The sequence below is a fragment of the Wolbachia endosymbiont of Wiebesia pumilae genome (genome assembly GCF_017869285.1).
Classification (GTDB): Bacteria; Pseudomonadota; Alphaproteobacteria; order Rickettsiales; family Anaplasmataceae; genus Wolbachia; species Wolbachia pipientis.
In genome coordinates, this window is the sequence record NZ_CP054557.1 from 371,080 (window position 1) to 395,652 (window position 24,573).

Sequence of the window (24,573 nt, forward strand, 5' to 3'; positions counted from 1 at the left end):
AGTTTCGAAAGAAGTCTAATGCTGCAGCCTGACCAGGTGATAAGTACATTTAGCCTATTTATCTTTATACTTTCATGTCAATTTCATAAATCAAATTTATTTCTGTGAGTAGCTACAATTTAAAGACCTTGCTTCATCAATGTAATGGAACAAAACCTTTTTAGTAAGTTCAAAACCCTCTAAAGTCTCTCCTTCGCATCTTGCTGTAATGCAGTTTTGCGTATTTGATACCCTAAGAAGCCACCAACCTTTATTATCGGTTACCTTAACACCATCAAGATCTGAAAATACAATATTTTGCTGCTCCAGTGTTTTCTTTATTGACTCAATTATTTGAAACTTTTTCTCATCTTTCACTACAATCTTCACTTCATGAGTGATATATAACTTCGGTAAATCCTCAATCACCTGAGATAGGCTTTGGTTTTTCTTAAGCAAAATGTCAACTGCTTTAACAGCAGAATATAGCCCATCATCAAAACTTAGCTCAGAAAAGAAGAAGTGCCCGCTTAATTCACCAGCAAACTTTGCCTCTTCCTCTACCATCTTCTTCTTAACTAGTGAATGTCCAGTAGCACAGGTGATAACTTGCCCTCCTAACTTTCTAACAAAATCATGCACTTTCATACTCATTTTTACGTTAGCAATAACTTTGCTTTCTGGATATTCCTCCAACACTTCACGTGCAAAAATTATAAATAAATGGTCATTGGAAACAACGTTGCCTTTATTATCAATTAAGCGCACCCTATCGCTATCGCCATCTAGCGCAATGCCAAGATCACATCCATATTCCTTCACAATGTCAATTAATTGAGCAAGATTTTTTTCCTCTATGGGATCTGGATCATGCAGTGGAAATGCCCCATCTATAGAGTTATTGGTTACGATGTGCGTATGACCAGGCAAGATCTTTTCAATATACCTTATAATTCCACTTGCTGGACTATTTCCACAATCCCAGGCTATTTTTAATTTCTGTGTAGTATTATTCTTCACTGCACTTTTCAATATGCTAATGTACTCACTATATATATTTATGTTAATTAAGCTTCCAATTCTTGTGCTGTTTTTAATTGGACTGCTTATAATTTCCTTCATTTCTTGATCTGAGAAGACTTTTTTATTACTAAAAAATTTAAAGCCATTATATTCGCTGGGGTTATGAGAGGCAGTTATTATGATACCAAGATCCGCCTGTGTGATTTGTGTTGCAGCGTAAAGCATAGGTGAAGAGCATAGTCCAACGCGTATAACATTTGCACCGGATAAAGTTAAGCCCCTAATTAATTCTCTTTCTATACCTGGTGAATCTATTCTGCTGTCGTAGCCGACACAAACACTAGCTACGGTTTGGCCAAACTTTCTACCTATCTCGTACCCATCATTAATCTGCAAATCTTTGCCTACTATACCTCTAATATCGTATTTTCTTATAATGGTATTGTCCATACTGTACTTCTTGAAGTGACTACTATATAACATTTTGGCCAAATGCTCAAGTTTATTTATCCAACAATTAGTTGATTTTTTAAAGAAATCTGTTAATATTATAGTATATTTTTTAAAATGTAAAATTATGCCACAGGAAAACGAAAATGTATTTATAGCTGAAAGTCAAAGTTTAGATGTAGATGAACAAAAGAAAAATGATACTTTAAATGTCATTGAATCTTGCAACGATCTTCAGGATTTTATCAAAAGGCTGGAGGAAGAAAATTTAATCTGGTACTTTATTGGTCCTTTACGCAAAGATGAGGACATTACAGGACAGATAAATTTAAAGTGGGAAAAGGAGTTCCAAAAATTTGAGCAATCAATAGACGCAATGCATAAAGAACTTAAGTCGTCTCTGCCTGGTCAAAATTTCTTAGTGTATCCAACAAAGGATAATGACTTCAAAATTAGATTTGAAAATGAAGAAAAACCAATAGAAATTAGCAATATTTTAAGGACCAGCAGTGAAGGTAAGGTTTATAACATATCTTTAGGGAAAGATAGTCAAATAACTGCAACCAAAAAAGGCAGCGAAAGGCACTATGATTTTACTGGTTCAAGCTCATGTGAAATGACCATTAATTGGCAGGCTAAGGATTCTGAAGGTAACAGCATAGACTGTAGCATGACCGTAAAATTGGATTCTGGTGGTATACAGAGTGTTATTGGTGAGCCAAAATTTGGAGGAATAACGAGTTCAGAAGAAGTATTAAAGTTAGTTGGACAAAATAAAGAAGTTTTTATCAACGGAAAAACTCTGTATCAAGCTTTTACTGGCATATCCAAGAGTGTAGACGATCAGCAAGTACCAGCAGAGGAAATATTTACAAAAGATCTACATATATCACCACAGTCACCTACACCAAGCAGCAGTGGGTATTCCTCTCCTAGCACACCTTCTTCACGTAGAAGTTCTATATCCACCAGCAGTGAATTTAGTGATGAAGATGAAATATTTGAGGATGATATGTCTGGTGATGAAGAAGAGTATGAGCAAGAAGGATTAAAAGATGAAGTTGAGGAATTAGAGGAAGAAAAAGAAACATTTGCTAAATATTTTGCAGTGCAGGCAAAGCAGCTTGAGGATCTAAGATTAGAACGTGACTCCTTGAGAGATAAAGTCAATGAACAACAGCGAGCGATATTTGAAAGAGGTCAAAGAATAAAGGAACAAGAGGAAGAACTACAGGATAAAAATGATGTAATAAAGAACTTAAATGATCAGTTGAAAGATAAGGAAGGTGAAACAAATGAGGCAAATAAAGAATTACAGAGAAAATTGAAGCAAAGTGAAGCTAATTTAACTGTACTAAAGGAAAAGAATGCAAATTTGGAGAATGACCTGAAGAAAATAGTGGAAGGTTTAAACGATGATCATAAAAAGCAGTTGGCAGAACAGTTAATGGAAACAAAAAAGGAAAACAATACATTGGCTGAAACGGCGAACCAATTGTCTAAAGAATTAAATGGATTACAGAGAGAAAAGGAAGACTTAGAGAGGAAAATTCGACAACTTGAACCTGGAAGATCACTTGCAGATGAGCTAAGCGAAGAAAATACGAAGAGGGAAATAGAAAAACTTCAATATCAACTTAAGGAAAAGGAAGGGATGTTAACGTGTACACAGGAAGAGCTGGCATCTGTCAAAGAGAGTCTAGAGCAACTGCAGAACATATTACAGCAGGAAAAAGGTCAGGCAGCTACATCAACTCAAACTGAAGTTGAATATGAAAGTAGAGGAACAAGCATGCAGCAGCAAGACCAAGGTATACAAGCTGTAAACAACAACTCAAGCAGAACAGCTAGTGGGTTAAGACAAGAAAACAAAAAATTGACTAGAGACAAACTAACTATATCTGAACAATTAAAACAAAAAATAAGAGAGATTGACGAGTTAAAGAAAAATTTAAAGCAACTGCAAGAAGAAAATAAACAACTAAAACAAGAAGTTACCAAAAATGCAGGAGTTGATGCATCATCTTCAACAGGTCAAAAAGAAGCTAAAGAAGCAGAAGTTATACCGCAAAACATTATGGATTGGCCTGTTCCAATTCCAGATGATAAACCGGAAGAGCAGAAAACTCCATTAGAGCCAATCAAGGTAAATACAGAATTATCAGATCCAAAATCAATCTCCGCTGAGGGTCCGGAAAAATCTCCTCCTCTTTCAAAATGATGAGTTTTGCTTCTATAGCTGACCCAAGCAACACGTCATCCCGCGATTTATTCGCGTTATCTCAGCCGCTAACACGTAGCGGGATACTTAACCGTCATACCGTGATTTATTCACAGTATCTCTTAGCCACTAACAAGCAGCGGGATGACAGCAATCCTACGTCATGCCGCCGCGGTACCTCTAGATCCCGCTAACTAGTAGCAGAATGACGAATTTTTGTTTTTCAAATTATAGCTAAACATACTGTAATTGCTATTGAATGATGGAGAGACATACTCCATTATTTTAGCACGAAGTAACAAATTCAATGAATTGGTTCTTCAAAAATAATTTAAACTTTTACAGTAGGTCATGAAATATTATAGCGATCTCATTAAAAGAAACTTTTATAAGTATCGTTGATGAGAAAGGAAAAGTTGTTAAGGAAGAAGTTGTTGCAAGCGAAAGTAAGGCAATAGCAGATTAGCCAAGGCAAAAAATACGAACCCATAGGAATAGAAAGTGGATAGTTGTCAATATCAATGTGCAAAGAGTTAAGGAGTTTTGGATTACCAGTAATTTGTGTAGATGCAAGGCATATGGCAGCAGCGTTGTCTGCAAGAATCAATAAGAATGATAAAAACGATGCGAGGGGTATAGCGCAGATGATGAGAAGTGTTAGTAAAATCAGTTGTCAAATTAAAATAGCGCTTGGAAGCAGAAGACAGCTAATGTGTAGCAAACAGCAGGTTATTGGAACAATAAGAGGGTTGTTGAAGATACATGGTCGGTAAAGGATCAAAATTTGAAACTTTCGCTTTAAGAATACAAGAGGCAATAAATAATTTGGATGAAATCAGTAGGAGTTCAATTGAAGCGTTAGTTTGTAGTTTGGAAGCAATAGAAAAGTCATTAAGAAAGCTTGACAAAATGCTTTCAGAACAAGGTGAAAAAGACGATGATTGTAAATTGTTAACTACTGTTCCAGGAGTGGGGATTATAGTAGCAATGACGTATAAAGCTGCAATTGATAACCCACATAGGTTTGAGAAATCTGATACAGTTGGAGCATATATAGGGTTGACACCAAGGCAATATTCTTCTGGAGAAGTTGATCGGCATGGCAGCATATCAAAGATGGGACCAGCGGAATGTAGAAGTATGTTATATGAAGCTGCACAAACAATGCTCACAGTTACCAAGAGGACATTTAAATTAAAAAACTGTGGTTGCGAAGAAAAAAGGAATGAAAAAAGCAATTGTAGCAGTAGCAAGAAAATTAGCTGTAATTATGCATAGGATGTTGGTTGATAAAACAGAATTTTATTATCAATAAACATCAAAAGAGCATAGGACAATAATTTTATTGAAAATAAAGATAGCAATGCCGATGGAAGGGACAAGCAAGAACTTAGTTAGACTTCGTGGTAAATATGTTGCCGTCCACTTCCGCCTAACAAGTATAATGCGGCTTGACAAATTTATTGTCATCTCAGACCGCGGAGAGAACCATATGCTACTTTTAACTTATGTAAAATTACCAAGGATTATGGAGAAGATATGCTGTTTTGATTTGTGTGAAAATTATTGTTGACTTATGTGCAATTAGAGAACCTAAGTCACTTTAGCTATAATTCAGAATTGAGAGCTTTTAATAACTCTCTAACTCCCACTTAGGTCTTGGTGCAAAATTGAGAGAATCTATATAGCTTTTCTGTAACATTTCAATTCCTGCCCATCCAACCATTATTGCATTATCTGTACATAGGTTGTTGGGAGGAAAAAATATGTTTAAGTTTATGTGTTGCTTTAATTTTTCTCTCAAGAAATTATTTGCTGCAACTCCGCCGGTAATCACAAAGTCATTGATTTTGATATTTAAAGATTCGGCTATAATAATCGCATTACTAACCCTGTCCAGCAGTATGTCACTAATACACTCTTGAAACGAAGCACATACATCACACACATCTTGCTCGCTCATTTTCAGTTCTTGCACTAAGTTTTTTACTGCTGTTTTAATTCCAGAAAACGAAAAGTTACATCCAGAACGTTTTATCATTGCCCTTGGCAGTTTGAATCTTGTGCCATTGCCTTTTTTAGCCAACTTTTCAATTAATGGGCCTCCTGGGTAGCTTAAACCCAGCATCTTAGCAACTTTATCGAACGCTTCACCCAGCGAGTCATCAAGCGTTTCTCCAAGTTTAACGTATTTGCCTACATCCTGTGCAATTAAAAATTGACAGTGACCACCTGATATTAATAGGACTAAAAATGGAAATTTTACCTCATGCAGTAACCTAATAACCAATGCATGCGCTTCTAAGTGATTCACTGCAATGAACGGTTTTTGTGCTACATGCGCAATTGCTTTAGCCATCATTGTACCAACTATTAATCCACCTATGAGTCCTGGTCCTGATGTTGCTGCAATTGCATTGAGGTCACAAAAGTTAAGGTTAGATTTTTTTACAGCGCTTTTTATCAGGCCACTTAAATGTTCCATATGAGCACGTGAAGCTATCTCAGGAATCACCCCACCGCGTTTTTTGTGTTCTACTTGAGAAAGAATCTTGTGAGCAAGGACTTGCTTGTCACTATTTACAATCGCTACTGCAGTTTCGTCGCAGCTTGTTTCAACAGCTAAAATGGTTTTCATGTATATTTAGTTACTGTATTACCAAAACTATACTTTGAAACGCTGTAGAAGTTAACTGCAAAGTTAACTTCTATAGCTAAAAGATTTACCGACAACCGTCATTCCGCTACGTGTTAGCTGATGAGATACCGCGCACAACTGTACGAACATTCATTCTTAAAGGTAAACTGCACAGCAAATGGTGTCATTCCAGTGCTTGACACTGGAATCCAGCCTTGCCGTAATCTCACCAAGAACGTTGTGTTTTAACATAAGATCAGCCACTTTTATGCTCACCAACTTAGTGCCCAATCCAAATTCCTGGATTCCAGTGTCAAGCACTGGAATGACACCATCTACTACTAAAATTACCTGCAAATTGCAATGTTCGTACACCAAAAGAATGAATCGCGGTATGACGGTTCGCGGCGGCATGACGTAGGAAAACCTGCACTATAAGCTAATCATCATCTCCAAATATAGAGCTAATTTTTTTGCCCCCAGGAGAAAATTTATTAGTCCAACTGCTTTGCACTTTGGTTACATCTTTAAAGACAGTTTTATTGCTGTATTCCTTGATTTCTTTATCTACTCTCTCCATTATTTGTGGATCCAGGTAGCTCTTTTTCCATTGGTCAGTAGCAAGGAACACTTTGTTTAAGTCTTGAGTGCGGATTAAGTATTCTTTATCTTTAGGGTAAACCTCCTGCGCCCAAGCAAATAGCTCAAAATAGCGTGCAAATAATTCAGATGCGCGTGATTTTGCAGTTTGATAAGCCTGTATCTCCTTAAATATAACTTGGCCGATAATTTTCTGCACAAGAATATTTGCTTGCTTTAGGTTCTGCTCAATATCCTGGTAAACTTTATGGAGAAATTCCTGTTCCAAACTTAAGTTCAGTTCATTTTCAACCATGTGTGAAAGTTCATGCACTATAATGTATGGGTTTGACTTCCTCAGTACAATAACATATCTATTTACACTGGAAGACCTGATTGTCTTACACACTCCCTCTTCCATATCCACTAATCCCTCTTGGTATATTTCAAATGAGAGCCTGTTTTGCTTTATTAGTGATAAAGTGAGGTTTAATGTGTTTCTAAACTTCTCAAATTGATAGAGATATTCGACATACCGTATTGCATTTTCACTGCTTCCTACTTGAGTTGCTTGTTTTATTAAATTCCTGATTAGCATACCTTATTATTAAAGGAATTCTTTTTATACTCAAGAATTGATTGGCTACAAAGTGTTTTTAGGAAGCCTGATTGCATAGCTAAAGTAATTCATGTTTACTGATAACCGTCATACCGCTGCTTGTCAGCGGGATCTATGGTGAGATACCGCGAATGAATCCATAGCTGTACGAACATTCATTTTTGAAGGTAAATTGCACAGCAAATGGTGTCATTCCAGTGCTCTTTTTTTGTCATCCCAGTCTGGGATCTATTTTGCATGTAACTCCAATTGTGTTTTGGCATAAAACGCGACACGTATTAGACTTATTTGCAAGCAAAGCTTGCTAGATCCAAGTAGTCAGGACACTGGAATGACACCATAGGGGCACTGCCGTCATAAAGGAACCAGTGTCAGCTACTTGGATGACAGCTAGCCTAACAACCGTCATCCCGCTGCTTGTTAGCGGGATCTAGAGATACCGCGGGGTTGTAAAGTAATTTTTTACATCTAATGCTCGGCCAGTGCCTGCATGATACCACGTATTATCTATACCAAGGTGTTCTGCTTGTAGATATTATACCAACAATCCACTATTTTTTTTATGTCTTGTGGTTTAGTTTCTGGACCTATACTGATTCTAATTGAACACTCTGCTTGCTCTTTTGTTGCCCCCATTGCAAGCAAAACATGGGAAGGCTCAACTTTTCCAGAAGAACATGCGGAGCCATTACTAACTGCAATATGATTCAAGTCAAAATGCATAAGCTGCACATCACTCTTTACTCCTGGCATATAAATAAAACTTGTGTTTGGCAGCCTCTTAGAGTTTTTACCGAAGATTCTTATGTCACTGGCAAGATTTAATAATTCACACTCTAATTGATCACGTAGCTCCTTTACTTCATCCATTTTTGATAGAAGGTCTGGAATATTTTGCAGTGCAGCAGAAAGGCCTGCAATCGCAACAATATTTTCCGTACCACCACGAAATCCCTTCTCTTGTCCACCACCTATTATAATAGGTTCTATCGCAAGTTCTTTATTGAATATTAAAACTCCACTGCCTGCTACACCGCCAAATTTATGGGCGGATAAAGTGAGTAAATCCACTCCTAAATCTTCCATATTAACTTTAATTTTCCCAACACTTTGAGCAGTGTCAGTGTGGCAAATTGCTCCAAACTTGTGTACTATTTTAGCCATTTCCTCAATAGGTTGAATAACTCCGGTTTCGTTATTTGCCATCATAACTGAAACTATTGCTTTGTTTCCTTTAAGTTCGCTTAGAATTTTTTCTAGCTCTAAAAAGTCAACAATGCCCTCCTGATTAACAGGTATTATATATGGATTACATGCAGAATTAAGAATTGAAGGATGCTCTATAGCTGAAATTATATGCAGGTAGCCTGCTATTCCTCTCATAACAAGGTTATTCGCTTCAGTTGCACCAGACGTAAAAACTATTTCTTTATCACTTGAAACGCCAATAGCACCACGTACGTTATCTCTTGCATCCTGAAGAATCTTCCTCGCTTCTTGTCCTCTTTTATGTAGTGATGATGGATTGAGCGTTTGTTTTAACAAGACCTCAAATATACTTTTTTTTACATTTTCACTAATTGGAGCAGTTGCATTGTAATCAGCATATACGTAACCACTATTTTCTAAAGAGAATGGACTCATCTGTCACTTAAATAAGTTTACCATCAACTATAGCCATAACTATGTACGTTAGCTTTAACACGATAAAAAATTTATTGCAAAAACAGCGAAATTAATACATAATTAATAACTCACGTCATTAATACCTGTCAAGCGGGTTCTTATTAGGGGTTACCATGGTTGAAGTTTTTTTGAATAATGCAACAAGAAAGATAGAAGGTGAATACCACCAAAGCAAAGATGCCAACGCGCCGGTTGTGCTGGTTTTACATCATCATCCTCAATATGGTGGTAATATGGATAGTAAAATTGTACATAGTACATATACGTCTTTTATCGATAACAATTTTTCTGCATTGAAAATTAACTTTCGTGGTGTGGGAAAATCTACCGGAACTTTTGATAAGGGTATAGGAGAATTAACTGACGCTGCGGTAGCCATTGATTGGCTTCAGGAACATAATCCTAGCAATGTTCCAATTTGGATCGCTGGTTTTTCTTTTGGAGCATGGGTGGCTATGCAGCTAACAATGCGCCGCCCTGAGATAGTGGGTTTTATTGCTCTTTCTCTTCCGGTAACTAAGTACGATTTTTCTTTTCTTTCTCCCTGTCCAGTTTCTGGGCTTATAATACAAAGCAGTAATGATACAATCTCAGAAGAAAGCGATGTAACAGAATTAGCAAAAAGGTTGATAAATTCAGTAAGAAGTGATCACATGAAATACTATATAATAGATGATACTAATCACTTTCTAAAGGATAAAGAAGAGGAAGTGACTCAAATCGTGGACAATTATATAAAACTGCGCTTGAATAGTGCAACTATTTCTTCTCAAAAGGTCAAAAAAGAGGTAAGGGTAAAAGAATATGCCTAATCTTTACAAACAAGAGAAATGAGTGTAGTAATATAAATGAAAAGGTTTTGTTATGTTTAAAAAGCTATTATTTTTTGTTTTAGCTGTGTTTATGTTATCGGGGTGTTCCCTAAGTAAACAGCGTAAGTTAAAAAGTCCGTGTATAAAAAGCAATGAAAGCATTTCATGCGAGTTATACTCTGTTAATGATCATTGGTTAGATAAGTATAGGGCATAGAAATTGTGCTATTTTTCCTATTCACAACTTCACTAATGATCGATCTCTCAATTGGAAAATGCAGTCTGCCTTTTCTGCAAGGAGATGATTGTGTGTTACTATAAGCATAGAGCTGTTATTTTCCTTTACGTATGAATGTAGCAGTAAAAACACCTTAAAAGAATTTGTTGGATCTAAATTTCCTGTTGGCTCATCTGCAAGTAAAAGCTTTGGAGAATTTACAATGCTTCTTGCAATTGCAACTCTCTGCCTTTCCCCACCCGAAACTTCAGATACCATGCTACTTGCTTTGTTTTCCAGACCAAATTTTTCCAACATTGCTTGCGAATTTTTTTTTGCTTCAGCTTTGCTTTTTCCTGCAATGAGTTGAGGAAGCATAATATTTTCCAACACCGATAACTCTTGTAACAAATAGTGAAATTGATAAACAAAACTAAGAAAATTTCTTCTTACATGAGTTTTATGCTTATTACTGGCTTGTGTGCAATTTATTCCATCTATCGTAACTATACCTGAAGTTGGCTTGTCCAACAAGCCTGCGATTTGCAATATAGTTGTTTTCCCTGCACCTGAATCGCCAATCAGCGCTACTACTTGCCCTCTTGTGACACTTAAGTTGATATCCTTTACAACAGCAGAATTGTTCTTGAAGCTTTTATCTACGGAAGTTAGTTCTAGTGCTACATTACCACCCATGTTTAAAAGATCCAGAAGGCATCTAAGTTTTAGTAATAATTAAACCGAAAAACTGTTACCACAACCACATTGAGACTTAGCAAAGGCATTCTTTATTTGAAAACCAGAACCACTGAGATCCTCAGTATAATCTATAACTGAGTTATTTAAAAATTTTGCTGAACAATTATCAACCATTAATACAGGGTTTCCATTTTCATCATTAATTACTATATCTTTACCTTTTTCGCTAAAACTAGAGTGGCTTCTATAGTCCTCACTTTCTTCATAGTCATCATCTTCGTCTTCGTCATCAAACTCATCATCCAAAGATAGATTTTTATTCATTTGATCCATAAGAAAATTGTATTTGAAGCCAGAACATCCACCACCTGAAACTGCAACCCGTAAAATGGAACTCTTATCCCCTTCCTGCTCTGCAAGAGAGTGGATTTTTTTTAGTGCATTATCAGTTAAGTTGATGTTGTAATTTGTTGACATAGTAACCACCGTTTATTATTGATAACTTATTATAGTAGAAATTTTACATGTCAAACAATAATTTTCTATTAAATTATGCATGTTTTCCAAGCAAAACAAAAGGGAGATACTTCAAAGAGCCAGAAGATGAGAATCGCAGCTGCTTTCAGCGTGATAGGGACCGTATCATTCACTCTAATGCGTTTAGAAAATTGGAGTACAAAACACAAGTTTTTATCAATTATGAGCACGACTACTATCGCACTCGGCTTACTCATAGCCTTGAAGTTGCACAAATTGCAAGGTCCATTGCGCGTAGACTTGGCTTAAATGAGGATATCACTGAATGCATAGCGCTCGCACATGATCTTGGTCATCCTCCATTTGGTCATGCAGGTGAAGATGCTCTAAAGAAATCAGTTCAAGATTTGAATCTTGATAACGAGAAGTATGAGTTTGATCATAATGTTCAAGCTATAAGGATTTTAACTTACCTCGAACAAAAACATGCTGATTTTGATGGTATGAATCTAAGTTGGGAGGTGATTGAAGGAGTTGCAAAACATAACGGTCCCTTGCTTGGTCAAAACGCGGAGTCTTCTACAAATAATCAGCTGTTATTAGAATACAACAAAAAATATGATCTAAAGCTTGAAGAATTTTCAAGCATTGAAGCGCAAGTTGCTTCAATTGCCGATGATATTGCTTACAGTGTTCACGATCTTGATGATGCACTCAGGGCGAATTTAGTAACCATCGAAGATTTGCTGAATGTTCCTTTAATTGAAAAAATGTTTAAAGACATAAGGAGCAGATATTCAGAATTGCCTCAGAGCAAACTCATACATGAATCACTGAGTGGAACTATAGGAACTATGATAAGTGATGTTGTTTCTCAGACTGAAAGAAATATTGAAGATCACAAAATAAAAAGCGTAGAAGACGTAAGAAGTCTAAATAAAATGCTAGTCACATTTTCATCAGAAGTTGCGAATGCTACAAAAGAAATGAAAAGATTCAACATGGAGAAAATATACAGAAGCTATAAACTGAGTAGAACGATGAACAAAGCAAAACGCATAATACAGGAACTCTTTCAATGTTTTTATGAAAACCCAGGATTACTTCCCACAGAGTGGAGCAAACTCGCTTGTGAATCTCAGCGTTCAGTAATAATATGTGACTATATCTCAGGTATGACAGATAGATTTGCTATACACGAGCACAGAAGAATTTTTGATACCTCATACGAAATGACTTCTTTCTAATGACTGATGATCATTTCATGTCAATTGCATTAAGGCTTGCAGAAAAAAATCTTGGAAATGTTGCACCAAATCCTGCTGTCGGGTGTGTTATTGTAAAAGATGGTACAATTGTTAGTGAGGGATATACAGGGATTGGTGGGCGTCCGCATGCGGAGGTAGTCGCTTTGCAAAACGCTAAAGATTCAACTCATGGCGCAACTATATATATCACTCTTGAGCCATGTTGTCATCACGGAGTCACGGGGCCTTGCACTGCAAAAATCATAAAAGCTGGCATAAAAAGAGTAGTAATTGCAACTATTGACCCAGATAGTAGAGTTTCAGGCAGAGGCATGAAAGCTCTGAAAGAAGCAGGAATTGAAGTTGAGCAAGGTATTATGCAAAAAGAGGCAAAAGAACTGAATGTCGGTTTTTTCACCACTAAAGAATTACATAGACCATTTATAGCTTGCAAAGTCGCAACAACTCTTGACGGAAAAATCGCAACATTTACAGGCGATAGCAAATGGATAACAAGTGAAAATACGAGAAACTGGGTGCATGAGCTCAGAACGAAATATGATGCAATTATGATCGGCAGCAATACTCTTATTAATGATGATCCACTCTTAACTTGCAGATTACCAGGACTCGGAAGTAGATCGCCAATAAGGCTAATTATAGATAGTCAAGGGAGATTAAAGGAAGAGCATAACATTGCAAAGACTGCAGACAAAGTAATAACTTGGGTCATCACAAATAAAGAAGTAGAGAAAAAAATAAAAAACATTAACTACTTGAAAGTCAATTCAAACGATGCAGGCAAAGCCTACCTAAAGGACATGGCATCAAAACTTGTTTCAGAAATTGGTATAACAAGATTATTAGTTGAAGGTGGAGGAGTGTTAATCACAGAACTATTAAAGTGTAATTTAATCGACAGGTTGATAATATGCCGCAGTGGTAAAATTTTAGGCAATGATGCCACTCCTTTTGTAGGAGATTTAGGGATTCAATTCATTAACAACTGTTATCAGTTTAAAAAAACAAAGATAATAGAGTTTAGTGAGGATATAGTTGAGGTTTGGGATAGGTCGTCATAATCCTTACATACTCAAACAGTAAAAAAAGGTATCCGTTCAGCGGAGCGGTAAAATAAAAAGTAGACAAGGAGTGCTAAAAACATAATATCACAAGTAGTATGTGTGGTAAATATGTCTGATCTACTAGCTAGTCTTCTCAAGCTCTGTGAAAGCTTTAAAATAGAGATAGAGCAACTAAAAGCAGAGATAAAGAGGTTAGAGATAGAAAACGAAAATTTTAGATCTGAGAATAAGGCGCTAAGAATCGAAAATGCTGAATTGAAAGAAAGACTAGGTCTGAATTCACAAAATTCATCGATACCGAGCTCAAAAGAGTTATACAAGCTAAAGAAGAAAAAGAAAAAAAGTGACAGGAAAATAGGGGCACAGATTGGGCATGAAGGAAAGTATCGCCCTAAAATGGAGGCAGATGAAGTGGTGAAAATAGAGTTCTTGCGAGTGCGGAGGAGAAATTGCGATATCGAAAGAGCCATACATTCATCAAAAAGTTGATTTGCCAGAAATTAAGCCTTATGTTGTGGAATACCAATGGCCGCTGTTGCAAGTGTGGAAAAAGAAAAAGTAGCAGGCTACCAGAAGGTGTTACTGCGGATACATTTGGTCCAAAAGTTAAGTCAACAATCGCGGCGCTGAGCGGATTTTACAAGAACTCGAAAAGAGAAGTAGCAAATATTATAAAAAATATTTTCAACCTGGACATCAGTGTTGGTAGCGTGTCAAATAGCGAGGCTAGAGTTGCAGAAAAATGCCAAGAAGCATATGAGCAAATCGAGCAAGAAGTAAGTAAAAGTGAAGTTCTGCATATCGATGAAACGAGCCATTATAACAAAGGTAAACTTGGTTGGTGCTGGATGTTTGCCAGTAATACAGCAAGTTTTATAAAATTGACAGAGTCAAGAGGAATGAAGGTTTTACAAAATAGTAAGTTCTGCAATCGCAATAGCTTACGACAGGTACGCAGCATACAACTACTTTGCCGATAAGAACAGGCAAATCTGTTGGGCACATTTATCAAGAGATTTTGAAAGATTAGCACATAGTTGAAGTTAAAGTTCTGGGCTGTTACTTAAGAAACGTAGCCACTGAATTATTTGCACTAAAAAAGGCCTTGCTAAAAAATGAGATAGATGTTTTTAGATTTACCAGACGTGCCAGAAAGTTGCGAAAACGTACAAGGTATTACTTGAAGCCGCTTACCTGAAGCAATTGGAGCTTCTCGAGTTGCAAAAAATATTTTGAAATCTGAAAGAATAATGTGGAATTTTTTAGATGACCCAGAAAACATTCCGCTGACAAACAACCATGCTGAACAGCAGATACGGCATTATGTCGTTTATCGCAAAAATTCATATTTTACCCAATCGAAGTGGGGAACTTGAACGGATAATTTCGTTATACTTAACATGGAAACAAATGGGCTTTCCAAAACCTTCTATCTATTGTTTCTTAAACCACTCTCCTGAACTGATACAACCCAAGAAAGGTTTCCCTACGTCATACCGCAATTCATTCGCGGTATAGATTCCGCTAACGAGTAGCGGAATGACGAATTTGTTGTTTTTCAAATTGTAGGTAAACCTAAGCCACTTTAGCTATATAGGGTCACAACAATGGATTTTTAAGATAGTTTATGGCCTTCTTAATATCTTCAGCCTTGAATATCGTCGATCCCGCAACTAAAATATCTGCACCTGCTTTTATTATATCAGCTGCGTTAGAAAAGTTAATTCCACCATCTACTGAAATTTGTGTTTTAAGGTTACGCTCTTGTATCATTTTTTTTATAGTAGATATCTTGTTCAACTGTGAATGAATGAATTCCTGCCCTCCAAAGCCAGGGTTGACTGTCATAATCAGCACAATATCTAGCTCATGTATTATGTATTCAAGCACACTTGGAGAAGTTGAAGGAACAATTGAAACTCCAACTTGAATCGGTTTTTTTTCGTCGTTTACATTTTTGTATGACTTTATCTTTCTTATCAACCTCTCAAGGTGTATCTCTGCTTCTGCATGTACAGTGATAATATCAGCACCAGCATTTATAAAGCTTTCAATGTGGTTACCAGGAGATTTGACCATTAAATGCACATCAAAAGGAAGATTGCTATATTTACGTATTGCAGAAACAACGCTAGGACCAATTGTAATATTTGGAACGAAATTCCCATCCATAACGTCTATGTGTATGTAATCCACACCTAAATCGCTAATTTTTCTTACTTCTTCCCCTAATTTTGCAAAATCTGCTGAAAGTATAGAAGGTGCAATTTTAATACTCATGAGCTGCCTTTTTTGCTAAAAAATAACTTATTTTCAAAACTCTGTCACCCTAAGCACCATCTGAGTAGCTAGAGACCGATATCGGTATGCCTATTTAACTAGATCTTAAATTAGATAAAAAAAGGTAGTCTTGATAAAACTTATTTACAGCAAGTTTTTTTACATTTGGACTTTCTGTTTGTTCTTTTTTGTACCCTAATTTATAGCTTATTGAATCCTTGTATAAACTGATCGTTTTGTATGCTTTGTTCATCTCTCTAGGAAAGATGCCGTTAGCAATTACGACGCATAACCCTGTAGCTGTTGCAAAAGCTAGAGTGGTAAATGCTAGATTTTGTAAAAAATTCCTTCCACTAACTTTTTTTTCCTGTATATTAGCAGAGTGCGATTTGTTTGACACTTCTTCTAGATATTCATGCCATATGTGATTGCAGTTCGTACATTTTACCTTTCTTCCAGACGCGCCAATTTGCTTAGGAGATACTAAGTAAGTTTTAGTACAACTATTACATTGTATTTTCATAGCACTTACATATAAAGTAGTAACAAGCTCAAATGATACAGAGCTACAAATTTAATATCAATATATATATAACAAATGGAAGGTTTGCAACTAAAAAAAACACAGAGTGAGATAGAAAATATTTGGAAAAATAGAGAAAAATTTAATGACTGTAATCTAAAGAAAACAGCAAGAATAGCAATTAAAGAGGTAATTGAGCTCCTTGATAGTGGCAAAATTAGAGTAGCAGAAAAGCTATCAAGTGGAGAATGGGTAGTACATAAGTGGATAAAGCAAGCAATATTATTACATTTTCTCACCGAAGAAAATAAAATAATAGATAATACCAATTGCTGGTTTGATAAGATCGGTAACAAGTTTAGTGAATGGAATGAGGAGAAATTTCGCCGGTTAAAAATTAGAGCAGTTCCTGGGTGTTTTGTTCGCCGATCTGCTTATATAGGTACAAATGTTGTTCTAATGCCAAGTTTTATCAATGTTGGTGCATATGTTGATTCAGGAACAATGATAGATACCTGGTCAACGATTGGTAGCTGTGCGCAAATAGGAAAAAACTGTCATATTTCCGGTGGAGTGGGAATAGGTGGAGTTCTTGAGCCTATTCAAGCTTCACCTGTCATTATAGAAGATAATTGCTTTATTGGAGCACGTAGCGAAGTGGCCGAGGGTGTGGTAGTGAGAGAAGGATCAGTCCTTGGCATAGGCGTGTTTATTGGGGCATCAACAAAGATTATTGATAGAGAAACTAGCAAGGTATTTTACGGCGAAGTGCCACCTTATTCTGTAGTGGTACCAGGGTCTATTCCATCTAAAAATAATATTTCAACCTATTGTGCAGTCATAGTAAAAAAAGTGGATGAAAAGACGAGATCGAAAATCTCTATAAATGAAATATTGAGGGATTAAACTATCTTACTCCTTGTCGTCACTTTTTTTATCATTATTACTAACCACAGTAATGGCATACGCGCATAACTCTGAGAAAGAGACTCCATTTTCTTGAGATAGTTTATATAATTTTTGTAGACTTTCTTTTACTTTATTAGGAATATTCCCTCCACGTTCTTTTACAAGCCAGGAATCTTGATGATGAATTGGATGAGCATCACTTTTTGGATTTCCTATGTATATTGCAAAAGGTGAACTTTGTCCTTTGAAGTCACATTGTACAGTAAATTTTTTTATAGATTCAGCCATCTAAAGACCTCTACTTTTCTTTTTGGTCGATTTTATAGCAGGTGGAAGAGGTGGTTTCTTTATAAAATCTTGTCTATTGACAACACTTTCTCTACCTTCCAAAGCTCGGCGAACATCAGCTCTGCTTAATTGCGACTCTTTTGCTACCTTCATTCCATGCTTTGCCATAATATTAGCACATGCTAGTACTTTTTTTACCAATTCTAGATCACCATTTAGCATTTGAACTAGCACTTGAAACACTTCCGCTAAAGTTAGCCCATCAGCATTTATAACCTTGTTTTCTATAAAATTGACAGCTTCTTCAAATTTGTATTCAATACTATCATCTTGAGGTATAAGGGCAACATAATCGGTGTTTTTGTCGTCCATAACTGAAGCACTATTACTCACAAACTTAAGTTTATACTATATATATAAATACTCTACTATTTTATATTATGGCACGCTATAGTTAAACATTTATTAATAACATGCTCACTTATATACACGAATTAATTGACAAAAGTCAAGGATCAATATCCATCAGTGATTTCATGAATGCCGTTTTGTACCATGAAAAATACGGCTATTATACAAGTAAATTACCGCTTGGTAAGGATGGTGATTTTACTACCGCACCTGAGATCAGCCAATTATTTGGTGAAGTAATTGCAGTTTGGATAATGCATACATGGGAAAAATTAGGAAAGCCATCAAAATTTTCTCTAGTTGAACTTGGGCCAGGCAAAGGAACACTCATTCACGATATAATAAGAGTCACTAAAAAATACAGCAGCTTTTTTAATTCAATGTTGATCCACTTAGTTGAAATAAGCCCTACTTTACAGAAGATACAAAAGGAAAAATTAAAGGGTTTAGGTATTAATTGGCACAAAAATATTGACAACCTACCAGAACAACCAACCATTTTTTTAGCAAATGAGTTCTTTGACGCTCTTCCGATAGATCAGTTTGTATATCATGATGAGGGGTGGTATGAAAATATGGTGACAAAACAAGATGATGGCAGTCTCTTGGTGTCATGCCAGTGCGTGACACTGGAATCCAGAAAAAAAGAATCATGGATTCCAGTGTCAGCTACTCAGATGACAAATGGAAAATTTTTTAATGGTGCAGTGGTGGAAATATGTTCAGTTGGGGTTGAAATATTAAAAAAACTTGAGAAGAAGATATATAATAATAAAGGAGCTGCTTTGATTGTAGATTACGGTTATGTATACCCCGCATATAAGAGCACTTTGCAATCGATAAAACAACATAAGTATGCTAATTTTCTTGAGAATGTTGGTAATAGTGATATTACCGCACTTGTGAACTTTCAAGCGTTAAGAGATCCATTAAAGCATGTAGATTGTGAGATTTTAACTCAAAGGGAATTTTTATATCTTTTTGGCATAAAAGAAAGAACCCAGGCTTTAATGAAAAGCGCAAGTGATGAACAAAAGAATAGGATCTTTAGTGAATTCTTAAGGTTGACTGAAAATATGGGCACTCTTTTTAAAGCAATGCTATTGATATAGCTAACCCAAGAAAGGTTTCCCTACATCATACCGCCGCGATATCTCAGCATAGATTCCGCTAACGAGTAGCGGAATGACGAGCTTATTGTCATGCCGCCGCGAACCGTCATACCGCCGCGGTATCTCAGCCGCTAACAAGTAGCGGAATGACAACAATCCTACGTCATACCGCCGCGGCGCTAACAAGAGATCCCGCTAACAAGCAGCGGGATGACGGTTGTCTCCTAGCTGTCATCCCAGTACTGGTAGACTCAAATCACAATGCTCGTATAGCTGCAACCCTGGAGGTACTGTTTCTCACCCACTGCAAATATTGCACGGTACTGTCCACTTGGTCGTCGTGGCGCGTTTCAGGAAACATTAAAATCTCATACTCAAAATCGTTCAGCCATACTGCTTGATGTGGCAGAAAAACCTTGCCAGACTCTATAATCGGAACAATTTGATGAAATCGAGTGAGCTTGTCATCATGTGGCACTATTTCAATAATCGGTAAATCACTGTTTGTCTTTAGCTCTTGCACCAATTGCTGACCACTCGTTTTTGCTTCAATCAAAATTAGACCTCTTTCGAAACTCATATAGACAGCTCAAAATTGTGAATTCCTGCTATAAAATTGAATCTTAAGCCAAAACGTTTTCTCCGATTGCGGTATCTGTCTGCAATAATTTTGAATCTTTTTAACAGACCAATTACATTCTCAACTACTACTCTTTTGCTTGCTAGCTCCCGATTTTCTACCTTTTTTTCCTTAATTAAGGGACTCTTTTTCATCCTTCTGTGTGGCAACTCGACATTTTTGTGAATTTTCTGAAAACCTCTATAGCCAGCATCGGCTAAAACTTTTATACCTTCTGATACATGCACTTTTGACTCCTTGAAAAGCCGAAAGTCATGCTTTCTCCCGTTTGAAAATGACGTACAAATAATTTTCTTGCTCTTCTTTTCTGCAATTATTTGGGTTTTTAGCGTATGTTTTTTCTTCTTTCCTGAATAAAATCTTTTCTGCTTTTTTTTGGTCTCTCTACAGGTGTTTCCGTTGCATCAATCACCAGAATCTTATATTCCACGTCGCTTTTTAGGAGTTCTTTCCGTCCTGGCAATGCGAAATCTGGGTGTTGTATTAGAGTATCCTCTACCCATTTTACAGTTTTATATGCCGTACTTTCACTTACTCCATAACTTTGACTTATGTGAAAATATGTACGGTATTCTCGTAAGTATTCTAATACCATGAGCAGCATATTCTCCTCGTTTAGCTTATTTTTCCTTCCTCCTTTGGCTTTCTTTTTTTTATTCTCTTCACATAAAATCCCTACCATTTTGTTAAATGTTGATCTCTTTACTCCTGTTAGTCGACGAAACTCCCCTTTATCGAGCTCTTTCACTATTTCATACTTCATTTCTCCTTACCTCAAAATTACTATTTTTACTACTTTATCCTAGTTTCGAAAGAAGTCTATTGCGTGTGGTGACCATCTTGCAGCTAGTGACAAAACCTGTTCTTTAAGCTTTGGATACTCAAGCTTTGCGCGATATACGTCGAGTAAATAGAATTTATTATCTATTTTTGCCCAGGTGGTGCAGACACTAAAGTTGCTCATGTTACTTGTTGAAACCGCAGTATCCCAACTTTGTGTTATATGCGAGAGATTATCAGGAAATTTTTTATAGCGTTTCAGAGGTTGTCCGGAAACAAGTAAAAGGCTATAATATCTGAAATTTTAGTACGGGGTAAAGATGAGAAAAAAGTATCCAACAGATCTAAGCGAAAGGGAATGGGCAAGAATAGAAAAACACTTCAGAGTATCATACAAGAAAGGAGGAAGGCCGCCAAAGTATAGCAAAAAAGAAATATTAGAAGCAATTTTCTATGTATTGCGTACAGGGTGTCAATGGCGGTATTTACCAAATGATTTTCCGCTATGGAAGACTGTGTATGAGCAGTTCAGGCAATGGAAGAAGCAGGGAATTTTTGAGAAAATGAATTATGAAATTACAAAATATAGTAGAAGAAAAATAGGAAGGAATGAGCAGCCGAGTGCCTGTATAGTAGATAGTCAATCTGTAAAGACTACAGAAAAGGGGGGATCAAAGGCTATGATGGAAGTAAAAAAGTAAAGGGTAGAAAAAGGCATATAATTACAGACACTCAGGGTTTTATACTAGGTTGTTACGTAGGCGCTGCTAACGAAAATGATAGAGATGGTATTAAAATAGCATTAAACAATATGAGAACAAAATATACTAAAGTTAAAAAAATGTGGGCTGACATGGGATACCAAGGAAGAAATTTAAAGAATCACATAAAGGAAGAATATGACATAGATATTGAAATTGTTAAAAGGCCTCCATGTAGATTTTGGGTGCACAAAGATACGCCACCTGAGCTACTACCAACAAGAGAACAAGGGTTTAAAGTACAGCCAAGAAGATGGGTTGTAGAAAGGACTTTTGCTTGGGTTAATAGGAATAGAAGGCTATCGAAGGAGTATGATTTACTCACAACATCCACTGAGAATTTCATATACCTAGCTATGAGTAGGGTTATGTTAAAGAGGGAATATGCTTGAATTTACTAGTTTCCGGACAACCTCTCAACCACTCTGGTTTAATTATACCACTTGAAAGCGGCAGAGGGTTTTGTTGATATTGAGCAGCAAAAGCGTAACTCCCAAGTTCAGCTTTTATTATCTCAACTTCTTCTTTTCCTCCATCGAGGGGATATAGCAACTTACCTTCTTCTCTTGAATATAATATCCTTACAGGTGACGCTGGTTTATTATATAATCGCCTGGTCGCACAGTGCTGAGCTACTCGGATGACAGGAACGGGAGGCATTGGCTTTTTGATTGAATAAATAACCTGCTTATTTTCAGAAATCATTGGCAAACAAATATGATGCCATATGTTTTTTGGCTTGGAGAGAAGGTGTCCAGTTAAGTCCTCCTGGTGTAGCCTGTGCATTACAAGAACGATGACTCCTTTTTTTCTATCGTTCAGCCTGGTTACTAAAGTCTGATCAAACCAGTTTGTGGCACGCTTTCTAAGCGTTTCACTAGACTTCTTTCGAAACTAGGATAAAGTAGTAAAAATAGTAATTTTGAGGTAAGGAGAAATGAAGTATGAAATAGTGAAAGAGCTCGATAAAGGGGAGTTTCGTCGACTAACAGGAGTAAAGAGATCAACATTTAACAAAATGGTAGGGATTTTATGTGAAGAGAATAAAAAAAAGAAAGCCAAAGGAGGAAGGAAAAATAAGCTAAACGAGGAGAATATGCTGCTCATGGTATTAGAATACTTACGAGAATACCGTACATATTTTCACATAAGTCAAAGTTATGGAGTAAGTGAAAGTACGGCATATAAAACTGTAAAATGGGTAGAGGATACTCTAATACAACACCCAGATTTCGCATTGCCAGGACGAAAAGAACTCCTAAAAAGCGACGTGGAATATAAGATTCTGGTGATTGATGCAACGGAAACACCTGTAGAGAGACCAAAAAAAAGCAGAAAAGATTTTATTCAGGAAAGAAGAAAAAACATACGCTAAAAACCCAAATAATTGCAGAAAAGAAGAGCAAGAAAATTATTTGTACGTCATTTTCAAACGGGAGAAAGCATGACTTTCGGCTTTTCAAGGAGTCAAAAGTGCATGTATCAGAAGGTATAAAAGTTTTAGCCGATGCTGGCTATAGAGGTTTTCAGAAAATTCACAAAAATGTCGAGTTGCCACACAGAAGGATGAAAAAGAGTCCCTTAATTAAGGAAAAAAAGGTAGAAAATCGGGAGCTAGCAAGCAAAAGAGTAGTAGTTGAGAATGTAATTGGTCTGTTAAAAAGATTCAAAATTATTGCAGACAGATACCGCAATCGGAGAAAACGTTTTGGCTTAAGATTCAATTTTATAGCAGGAATTCACAATTTTGAGCTGTCTATATGAGTTTCGAAAGAGGTCTATTATCTCGCTTGCTGAAGTAGCCCAAAGAGTAGTGACTGTTAATAGAATGCTATATGACTACTACTTTACTATGTACGGTATAAGTCGCGAAAAGAAATCTCTTGAGTGTTTTAATTTCACTAATTTTCTTTTATCCATCTCGCATAGTAATACCTATGAGGCTATGACGGTTTTGTATTCTTGCATGTTTATATACGAGACTGTCGTTGATAGCATGAAAAATAGATTCAAGAAAAATAATAGATATAGGGATTGGTTTAATTTTTGTTACAGTGATTCAGTAAAGTCTGGATGCATTATTTTGGAAAATATTGTTGATGGATATTGCAGCAGAGCAAGAGAAAACGAAAAGAGCAGAATGCTTGAGTTGTTTAGAATAACTGCACAATTTGTGTTAGATTTTTTGAACGGTGCATATAATTTTTCAAGATTCAATCAATTTCCTAAGAGCCTGTCTTGAAAAGAAATGAGAAAGAGAATATGATGAGATAAGTAAAAAATAGTAGGTAAAAATGTATCCAAGTGATATAAGTGACAAAGAATGGGAAATTTTGGAGCCAAGTGTTGCACAAGGTGCAGTAGGACGGCCAAGAAAGTACAATATTAGAACAATTATTAATGCAATAAGATACATAATGAAAGGTGGTTGCCAGTGGAGAATGCTGCCAAAAGATTTTCCGCCATGGAAAACGGTGTATGATTATTTTCTCAGGTGGCGTAATAGTGGCAAATTGGAAGAAATACACGATATGTTAGTAAAAAAGGTAAGAAAAATGGTTGGCAAAAATGAAATACCTTCGGTAGGAATAATTGACAGTCAATCAGTGAAAACCACTCAAAAAGGGGATCCAGAGGATATGATGCTGGCAAGAAAATAAAGGGTAGAAAACGTCACATCATTGTGGATACAATAGGCCTAATTATTACAGCTGATGTTCATAGTGCAGGCATTCAAGATCGTGATGGTGCTCTAAATCTTTTTACTCAAGCTAAACGAAAAGCTTCAACGCTACAAAGGTTTCTCGCTGATCAGGGATATATTGGTAAATTGCAAAATTACTGTTTATTGAAAACAGGATGTTTATTGACGATTACTAAAAAAGCAGCTGATGCTGTAGGATTTCAAGTTATTCCTAAACGGTGGATTGTTGAAAGAACTTTTGCTTGGCTTTCCAATTTTAGACGTATGAGCAAGGATTATGAGCATTCTCCTCTTACTTCAAAAACTAATATCTCCTTTAATATGATTACTATTATGCTTGCTAAATTAGCTGCTTAGTTCCTTTCAAGACAGGTTCTAAGGAACATTGACAATTTTAAGCTAATTTGTATCCTTAATAAGTATTTTTTAAAAT

22 protein-coding genes and 6 pseudogenes are annotated in these 24,573 nt (G+C 36.3%); 14 read left to right on the forward strand and 14 right to left on the reverse strand.

Annotation, left to right across the window (positions count from 1 at the left end; genetic code table 11):
* Nucleotides 1-96: 96 nt before the first annotated feature.
* Nucleotides 97-1,452, reverse strand: coding sequence for a phosphomannomutase/phosphoglucomutase (locus HUB92_RS01910; protein WP_244663096.1), 1,356 nt, complete (start codon nt 1,450-1,452; stop codon nt 97-99).
* Between the two features lie 127 nt (nt 1,453-1,579).
* Between HUB92_RS01910 and HUB92_RS01915 the strand changes: the two genes are divergently transcribed.
* The 3 genes from HUB92_RS01915 (at nt 1,580) to HUB92_RS01930 (ending at nt 4,951) form a co-directional block, all read left to right on the forward strand.
* A complete protein-coding gene (locus HUB92_RS01915) occupies nt 1,580-3,673 on the forward strand; it encodes a coiled-coil domain-containing protein (RefSeq protein ID WP_244663097.1) in 2,094 nt (697 codons plus the stop codon).
* 509 nt (nt 3,674-4,182) lie between these two features.
* Nucleotides 4,183-4,446 carry a hypothetical protein gene (locus tag HUB92_RS01925; protein ID WP_007552904.1) on the forward strand — a complete coding sequence of 88 codons (264 nt, stop codon included), beginning with the start codon at nt 4,183-4,185 and terminating at the stop codon, nt 4,444-4,446.
* 52 nt (nt 4,447-4,498) lie between these two features.
* Entirely contained in the window at nt 4,499-4,951 is a 453-nt protein-coding gene (locus HUB92_RS01930; RefSeq protein ID WP_209473115.1) for a transposase, read from the forward strand.
* A 352-nt stretch (nt 4,952-5,303) separates the two neighbouring features.
* Here HUB92_RS01930 and tsaD read toward each other — a convergent pair whose 3' ends face one another.
* Nucleotides 5,304-6,311, reverse strand: a complete 1,008-nt coding sequence (tsaD, locus tag HUB92_RS01935; RefSeq protein WP_209473117.1) for a tRNA (adenosine(37)-N6)-threonylcarbamoyltransferase complex transferase subunit TsaD — start codon at nt 6,309-6,311, stop codon at nt 5,304-5,306.
* Nucleotides 6,312-6,609: 298 nt separating this feature from the next.
* Between tsaD and HUB92_RS07235 the strand changes: the two are divergent.
* Nucleotides 6,610-6,711: pseudogene (locus HUB92_RS07235) on the forward strand (WPE palindromic element domain-containing protein); the annotation flags it as partial.
* 39 nt (nt 6,712-6,750) lie between these two features.
* Here the strand turns inward: HUB92_RS07235 and HUB92_RS01945 are convergent.
* Both HUB92_RS01945 and HUB92_RS01950 read right to left on the reverse strand, forming a co-directional pair.
* Entirely contained in the window at nt 6,751-7,488 is a 738-nt protein-coding gene (locus tag HUB92_RS01945; RefSeq protein ID WP_209473121.1) for a WD_0702 family putative metalloprotease, read from the reverse strand.
* Between the two features lie 528 nt (nt 7,489-8,016).
* Nucleotides 8,017-9,153 carry a cysteine desulfurase family protein gene (locus HUB92_RS01950; protein ID WP_209473123.1) on the reverse strand — a complete coding sequence of 379 codons (1,137 nt, stop codon included), beginning with the start codon at nt 9,151-9,153 and terminating at the stop codon, nt 8,017-8,019.
* A 155-nt stretch (nt 9,154-9,308) separates the two neighbouring features.
* On the opposite strand from HUB92_RS01950, the gene HUB92_RS01955 reads away from it, so the two are divergent.
* On the forward strand, nt 9,309-10,007 hold the full coding sequence (locus tag HUB92_RS01955) for an alpha/beta hydrolase (RefSeq protein WP_209473125.1): 699 nt from the start codon (nt 9,309-9,311) through the stop codon (nt 10,005-10,007).
* Nucleotides 10,008-10,245: 238 nt separating this feature from the next.
* Here HUB92_RS01955 and HUB92_RS01965 read toward each other — a convergent pair whose 3' ends face one another.
* A complete protein-coding gene (locus HUB92_RS01965; protein ID WP_007549198.1) occupies nt 10,246-10,920 on the reverse strand; it encodes an ABC transporter ATP-binding protein in 675 nt (224 codons plus the stop codon).
* A 39-nt stretch (nt 10,921-10,959) separates the two neighbouring features.
* Nucleotides 10,960-11,400, reverse strand: coding sequence for a HesB/IscA family protein (locus HUB92_RS01970; RefSeq protein ID WP_209473129.1), 441 nt, complete (start codon nt 11,398-11,400; stop codon nt 10,960-10,962).
* A gap of 47 nt (nt 11,401-11,447) precedes the next feature.
* Here HUB92_RS01970 and HUB92_RS01975 point away from each other — a divergent pair, with 47 nt between their 5' ends.
* From HUB92_RS01975 to tnpC, 3 genes and pseudogenes are all read left to right on the forward strand, one after another.
* Nucleotides 11,448-12,647, forward strand: a complete 1,200-nt coding sequence (locus HUB92_RS01975; protein ID WP_209473131.1) for a deoxyguanosinetriphosphate triphosphohydrolase — start codon at nt 11,448-11,450, stop codon at nt 12,645-12,647.
* Nucleotides 12,647-13,729, forward strand: a complete 1,083-nt coding sequence (gene ribD, locus HUB92_RS01980; protein ID WP_209473133.1) for a bifunctional diaminohydroxyphosphoribosylaminopyrimidine deaminase/5-amino-6-(5-phosphoribosylamino)uracil reductase RibD — start codon at nt 12,647-12,649, stop codon at nt 13,727-13,729. Before HUB92_RS01975 ends, ribD begins: the two co-directional genes overlap by 1 nt.
* 111 nt (nt 13,730-13,840) lie before the next feature.
* A pseudogene (gene tnpC / locus HUB92_RS01985) lies at nt 13,841-15,179 on the forward strand (IS66 family transposase).
* 152 nt (nt 15,180-15,331) lie between these two features.
* On the opposite strand, the gene rpe reads toward tnpC, so the two are convergent.
* Both rpe and HUB92_RS01995 read right to left on the reverse strand, forming a co-directional pair.
* Complete coding sequence (rpe, locus tag HUB92_RS01990; RefSeq protein ID WP_209473135.1) at nt 15,332-16,012, reverse strand: ribulose-phosphate 3-epimerase; 681 nt, start codon at nt 16,010-16,012, stop codon at nt 15,332-15,334.
* Nucleotides 16,013-16,106: 94 nt separating this feature from the next.
* Nucleotides 16,107-16,535: a zinc-ribbon domain-containing protein gene (locus HUB92_RS01995; protein ID WP_010962781.1), complete on the reverse strand. Its 429-nt coding sequence runs from the start codon at nt 16,533-16,535 to the stop codon at nt 16,107-16,109.
* 75 nt (nt 16,536-16,610) lie between these two features.
* Here HUB92_RS01995 and dapD point away from each other — a divergent pair, with 75 nt between their 5' ends.
* Nucleotides 16,611-17,441 (forward strand): 2,3,4,5-tetrahydropyridine-2,6-dicarboxylate N-succinyltransferase, encoded by an 831-nt coding sequence (dapD, locus tag HUB92_RS02000; protein ID WP_077188288.1) that lies wholly within the window; start codon nt 16,611-16,613, stop codon nt 17,439-17,441.
* 6 nt (nt 17,442-17,447) lie between these two features.
* On the opposite strand, the gene HUB92_RS02005 is transcribed toward dapD, so the two are convergent.
* Together HUB92_RS02005 and HUB92_RS02010 are read right to left on the reverse strand one after the other, a co-directional pair.
* Nucleotides 17,448-17,732: a DUF2610 domain-containing protein gene (locus tag HUB92_RS02005; protein ID WP_010962783.1), complete on the reverse strand. Its 285-nt coding sequence runs from the start codon at nt 17,730-17,732 to the stop codon at nt 17,448-17,450.
* Complete coding sequence (locus HUB92_RS02010) at nt 17,733-18,104, reverse strand: hypothetical protein (protein WP_022626336.1); 372 nt, start codon at nt 18,102-18,104, stop codon at nt 17,733-17,735.
* Between the two features lie 101 nt (nt 18,105-18,205).
* On the opposite strand from HUB92_RS02010, the gene HUB92_RS02015 reads away from it, so the two are divergent.
* On the forward strand, nt 18,206-19,255 hold the full coding sequence (locus HUB92_RS02015) for a class I SAM-dependent methyltransferase (RefSeq protein ID WP_209473138.1): 1,050 nt from the start codon (nt 18,206-18,208) through the stop codon (nt 19,253-19,255).
* A 256-nt stretch (nt 19,256-19,511) separates the two neighbouring features.
* Here the strand turns inward: HUB92_RS02015 and terL are convergent.
* The 3 genes and pseudogenes from terL to HUB92_RS07035 all read right to left on the reverse strand — a co-directional run.
* Nucleotides 19,512-19,814, reverse strand: a pseudogene (gene terL / locus HUB92_RS02020) (phage terminase large subunit); the annotation flags it as partial.
* 17 nt (nt 19,815-19,831) lie between these two features.
* Nucleotides 19,832-20,658 (reverse strand): IS5 family transposase gene (locus HUB92_RS02025; RefSeq protein ID WP_209472530.1). Its coding sequence is split into 2 segments (ribosomal slippage): nt 19,832-20,271 and nt 20,271-20,658, totalling 828 coding nucleotides; the frame shifts between segments, so codons are not numbered across the junction.
* Nucleotides 20,659-20,715: 57 nt separating this feature from the next.
* A pseudogene (locus HUB92_RS07035) lies at nt 20,716-20,940 on the reverse strand (phage terminase large subunit); the annotation flags it as partial.
* 55 nt (nt 20,941-20,995) lie between these two features.
* On the opposite strand from HUB92_RS07035, the pseudogene HUB92_RS02030 reads away from it, so the two are divergent.
* Nucleotides 20,996-21,828: pseudogene (locus HUB92_RS02030) on the forward strand (IS5 family transposase).
* 22 nt (nt 21,829-21,850) lie between these two features.
* On the opposite strand, the pseudogene HUB92_RS02035 reads toward HUB92_RS02030, so the two are convergent.
* Nucleotides 21,851-22,315: pseudogene (locus HUB92_RS02035) on the reverse strand (phage terminase large subunit); the annotation flags it as partial.
* A gap of 58 nt (nt 22,316-22,373) precedes the next feature.
* Between HUB92_RS02035 and HUB92_RS02040 the strand changes: the two are divergent.
* The 3 genes from HUB92_RS02040 to HUB92_RS02050 all read left to right on the forward strand — a co-directional run bounded on the left by HUB92_RS02040 (nt 22,374) and on the right by HUB92_RS02050 (nt 24,497).
* A protein-coding gene (locus HUB92_RS02040; protein ID WP_209472530.1) for an IS5 family transposase occupies nt 22,374-23,200 on the forward strand; the annotation gives its coding sequence in 2 pieces (ribosomal slippage) (nt 22,374-22,761 and nt 22,761-23,200; 828 coding nt in all).
* Nucleotides 23,184-23,678, forward strand: coding sequence for a TenA family protein (locus tag HUB92_RS02045; protein ID WP_244663100.1), 495 nt, complete (start codon nt 23,184-23,186; stop codon nt 23,676-23,678). The genes HUB92_RS02040 and HUB92_RS02045 overlap by 17 nt, the downstream gene beginning before the upstream one ends.
* A gap of 52 nt (nt 23,679-23,730) precedes the next feature.
* Nucleotides 23,731-24,497, forward strand: a protein-coding gene (locus HUB92_RS02050; protein ID WP_410543338.1) for an IS5 family transposase whose coding sequence is annotated in 2 segments (ribosomal slippage) — nt 23,731-24,058 and nt 24,058-24,497 — 768 coding nt in all. Because the reading frame shifts where the segments join, the coding sequence is not laid out codon by codon here.
* Nucleotides 24,498-24,573: the final 76 nt, after the last annotated feature.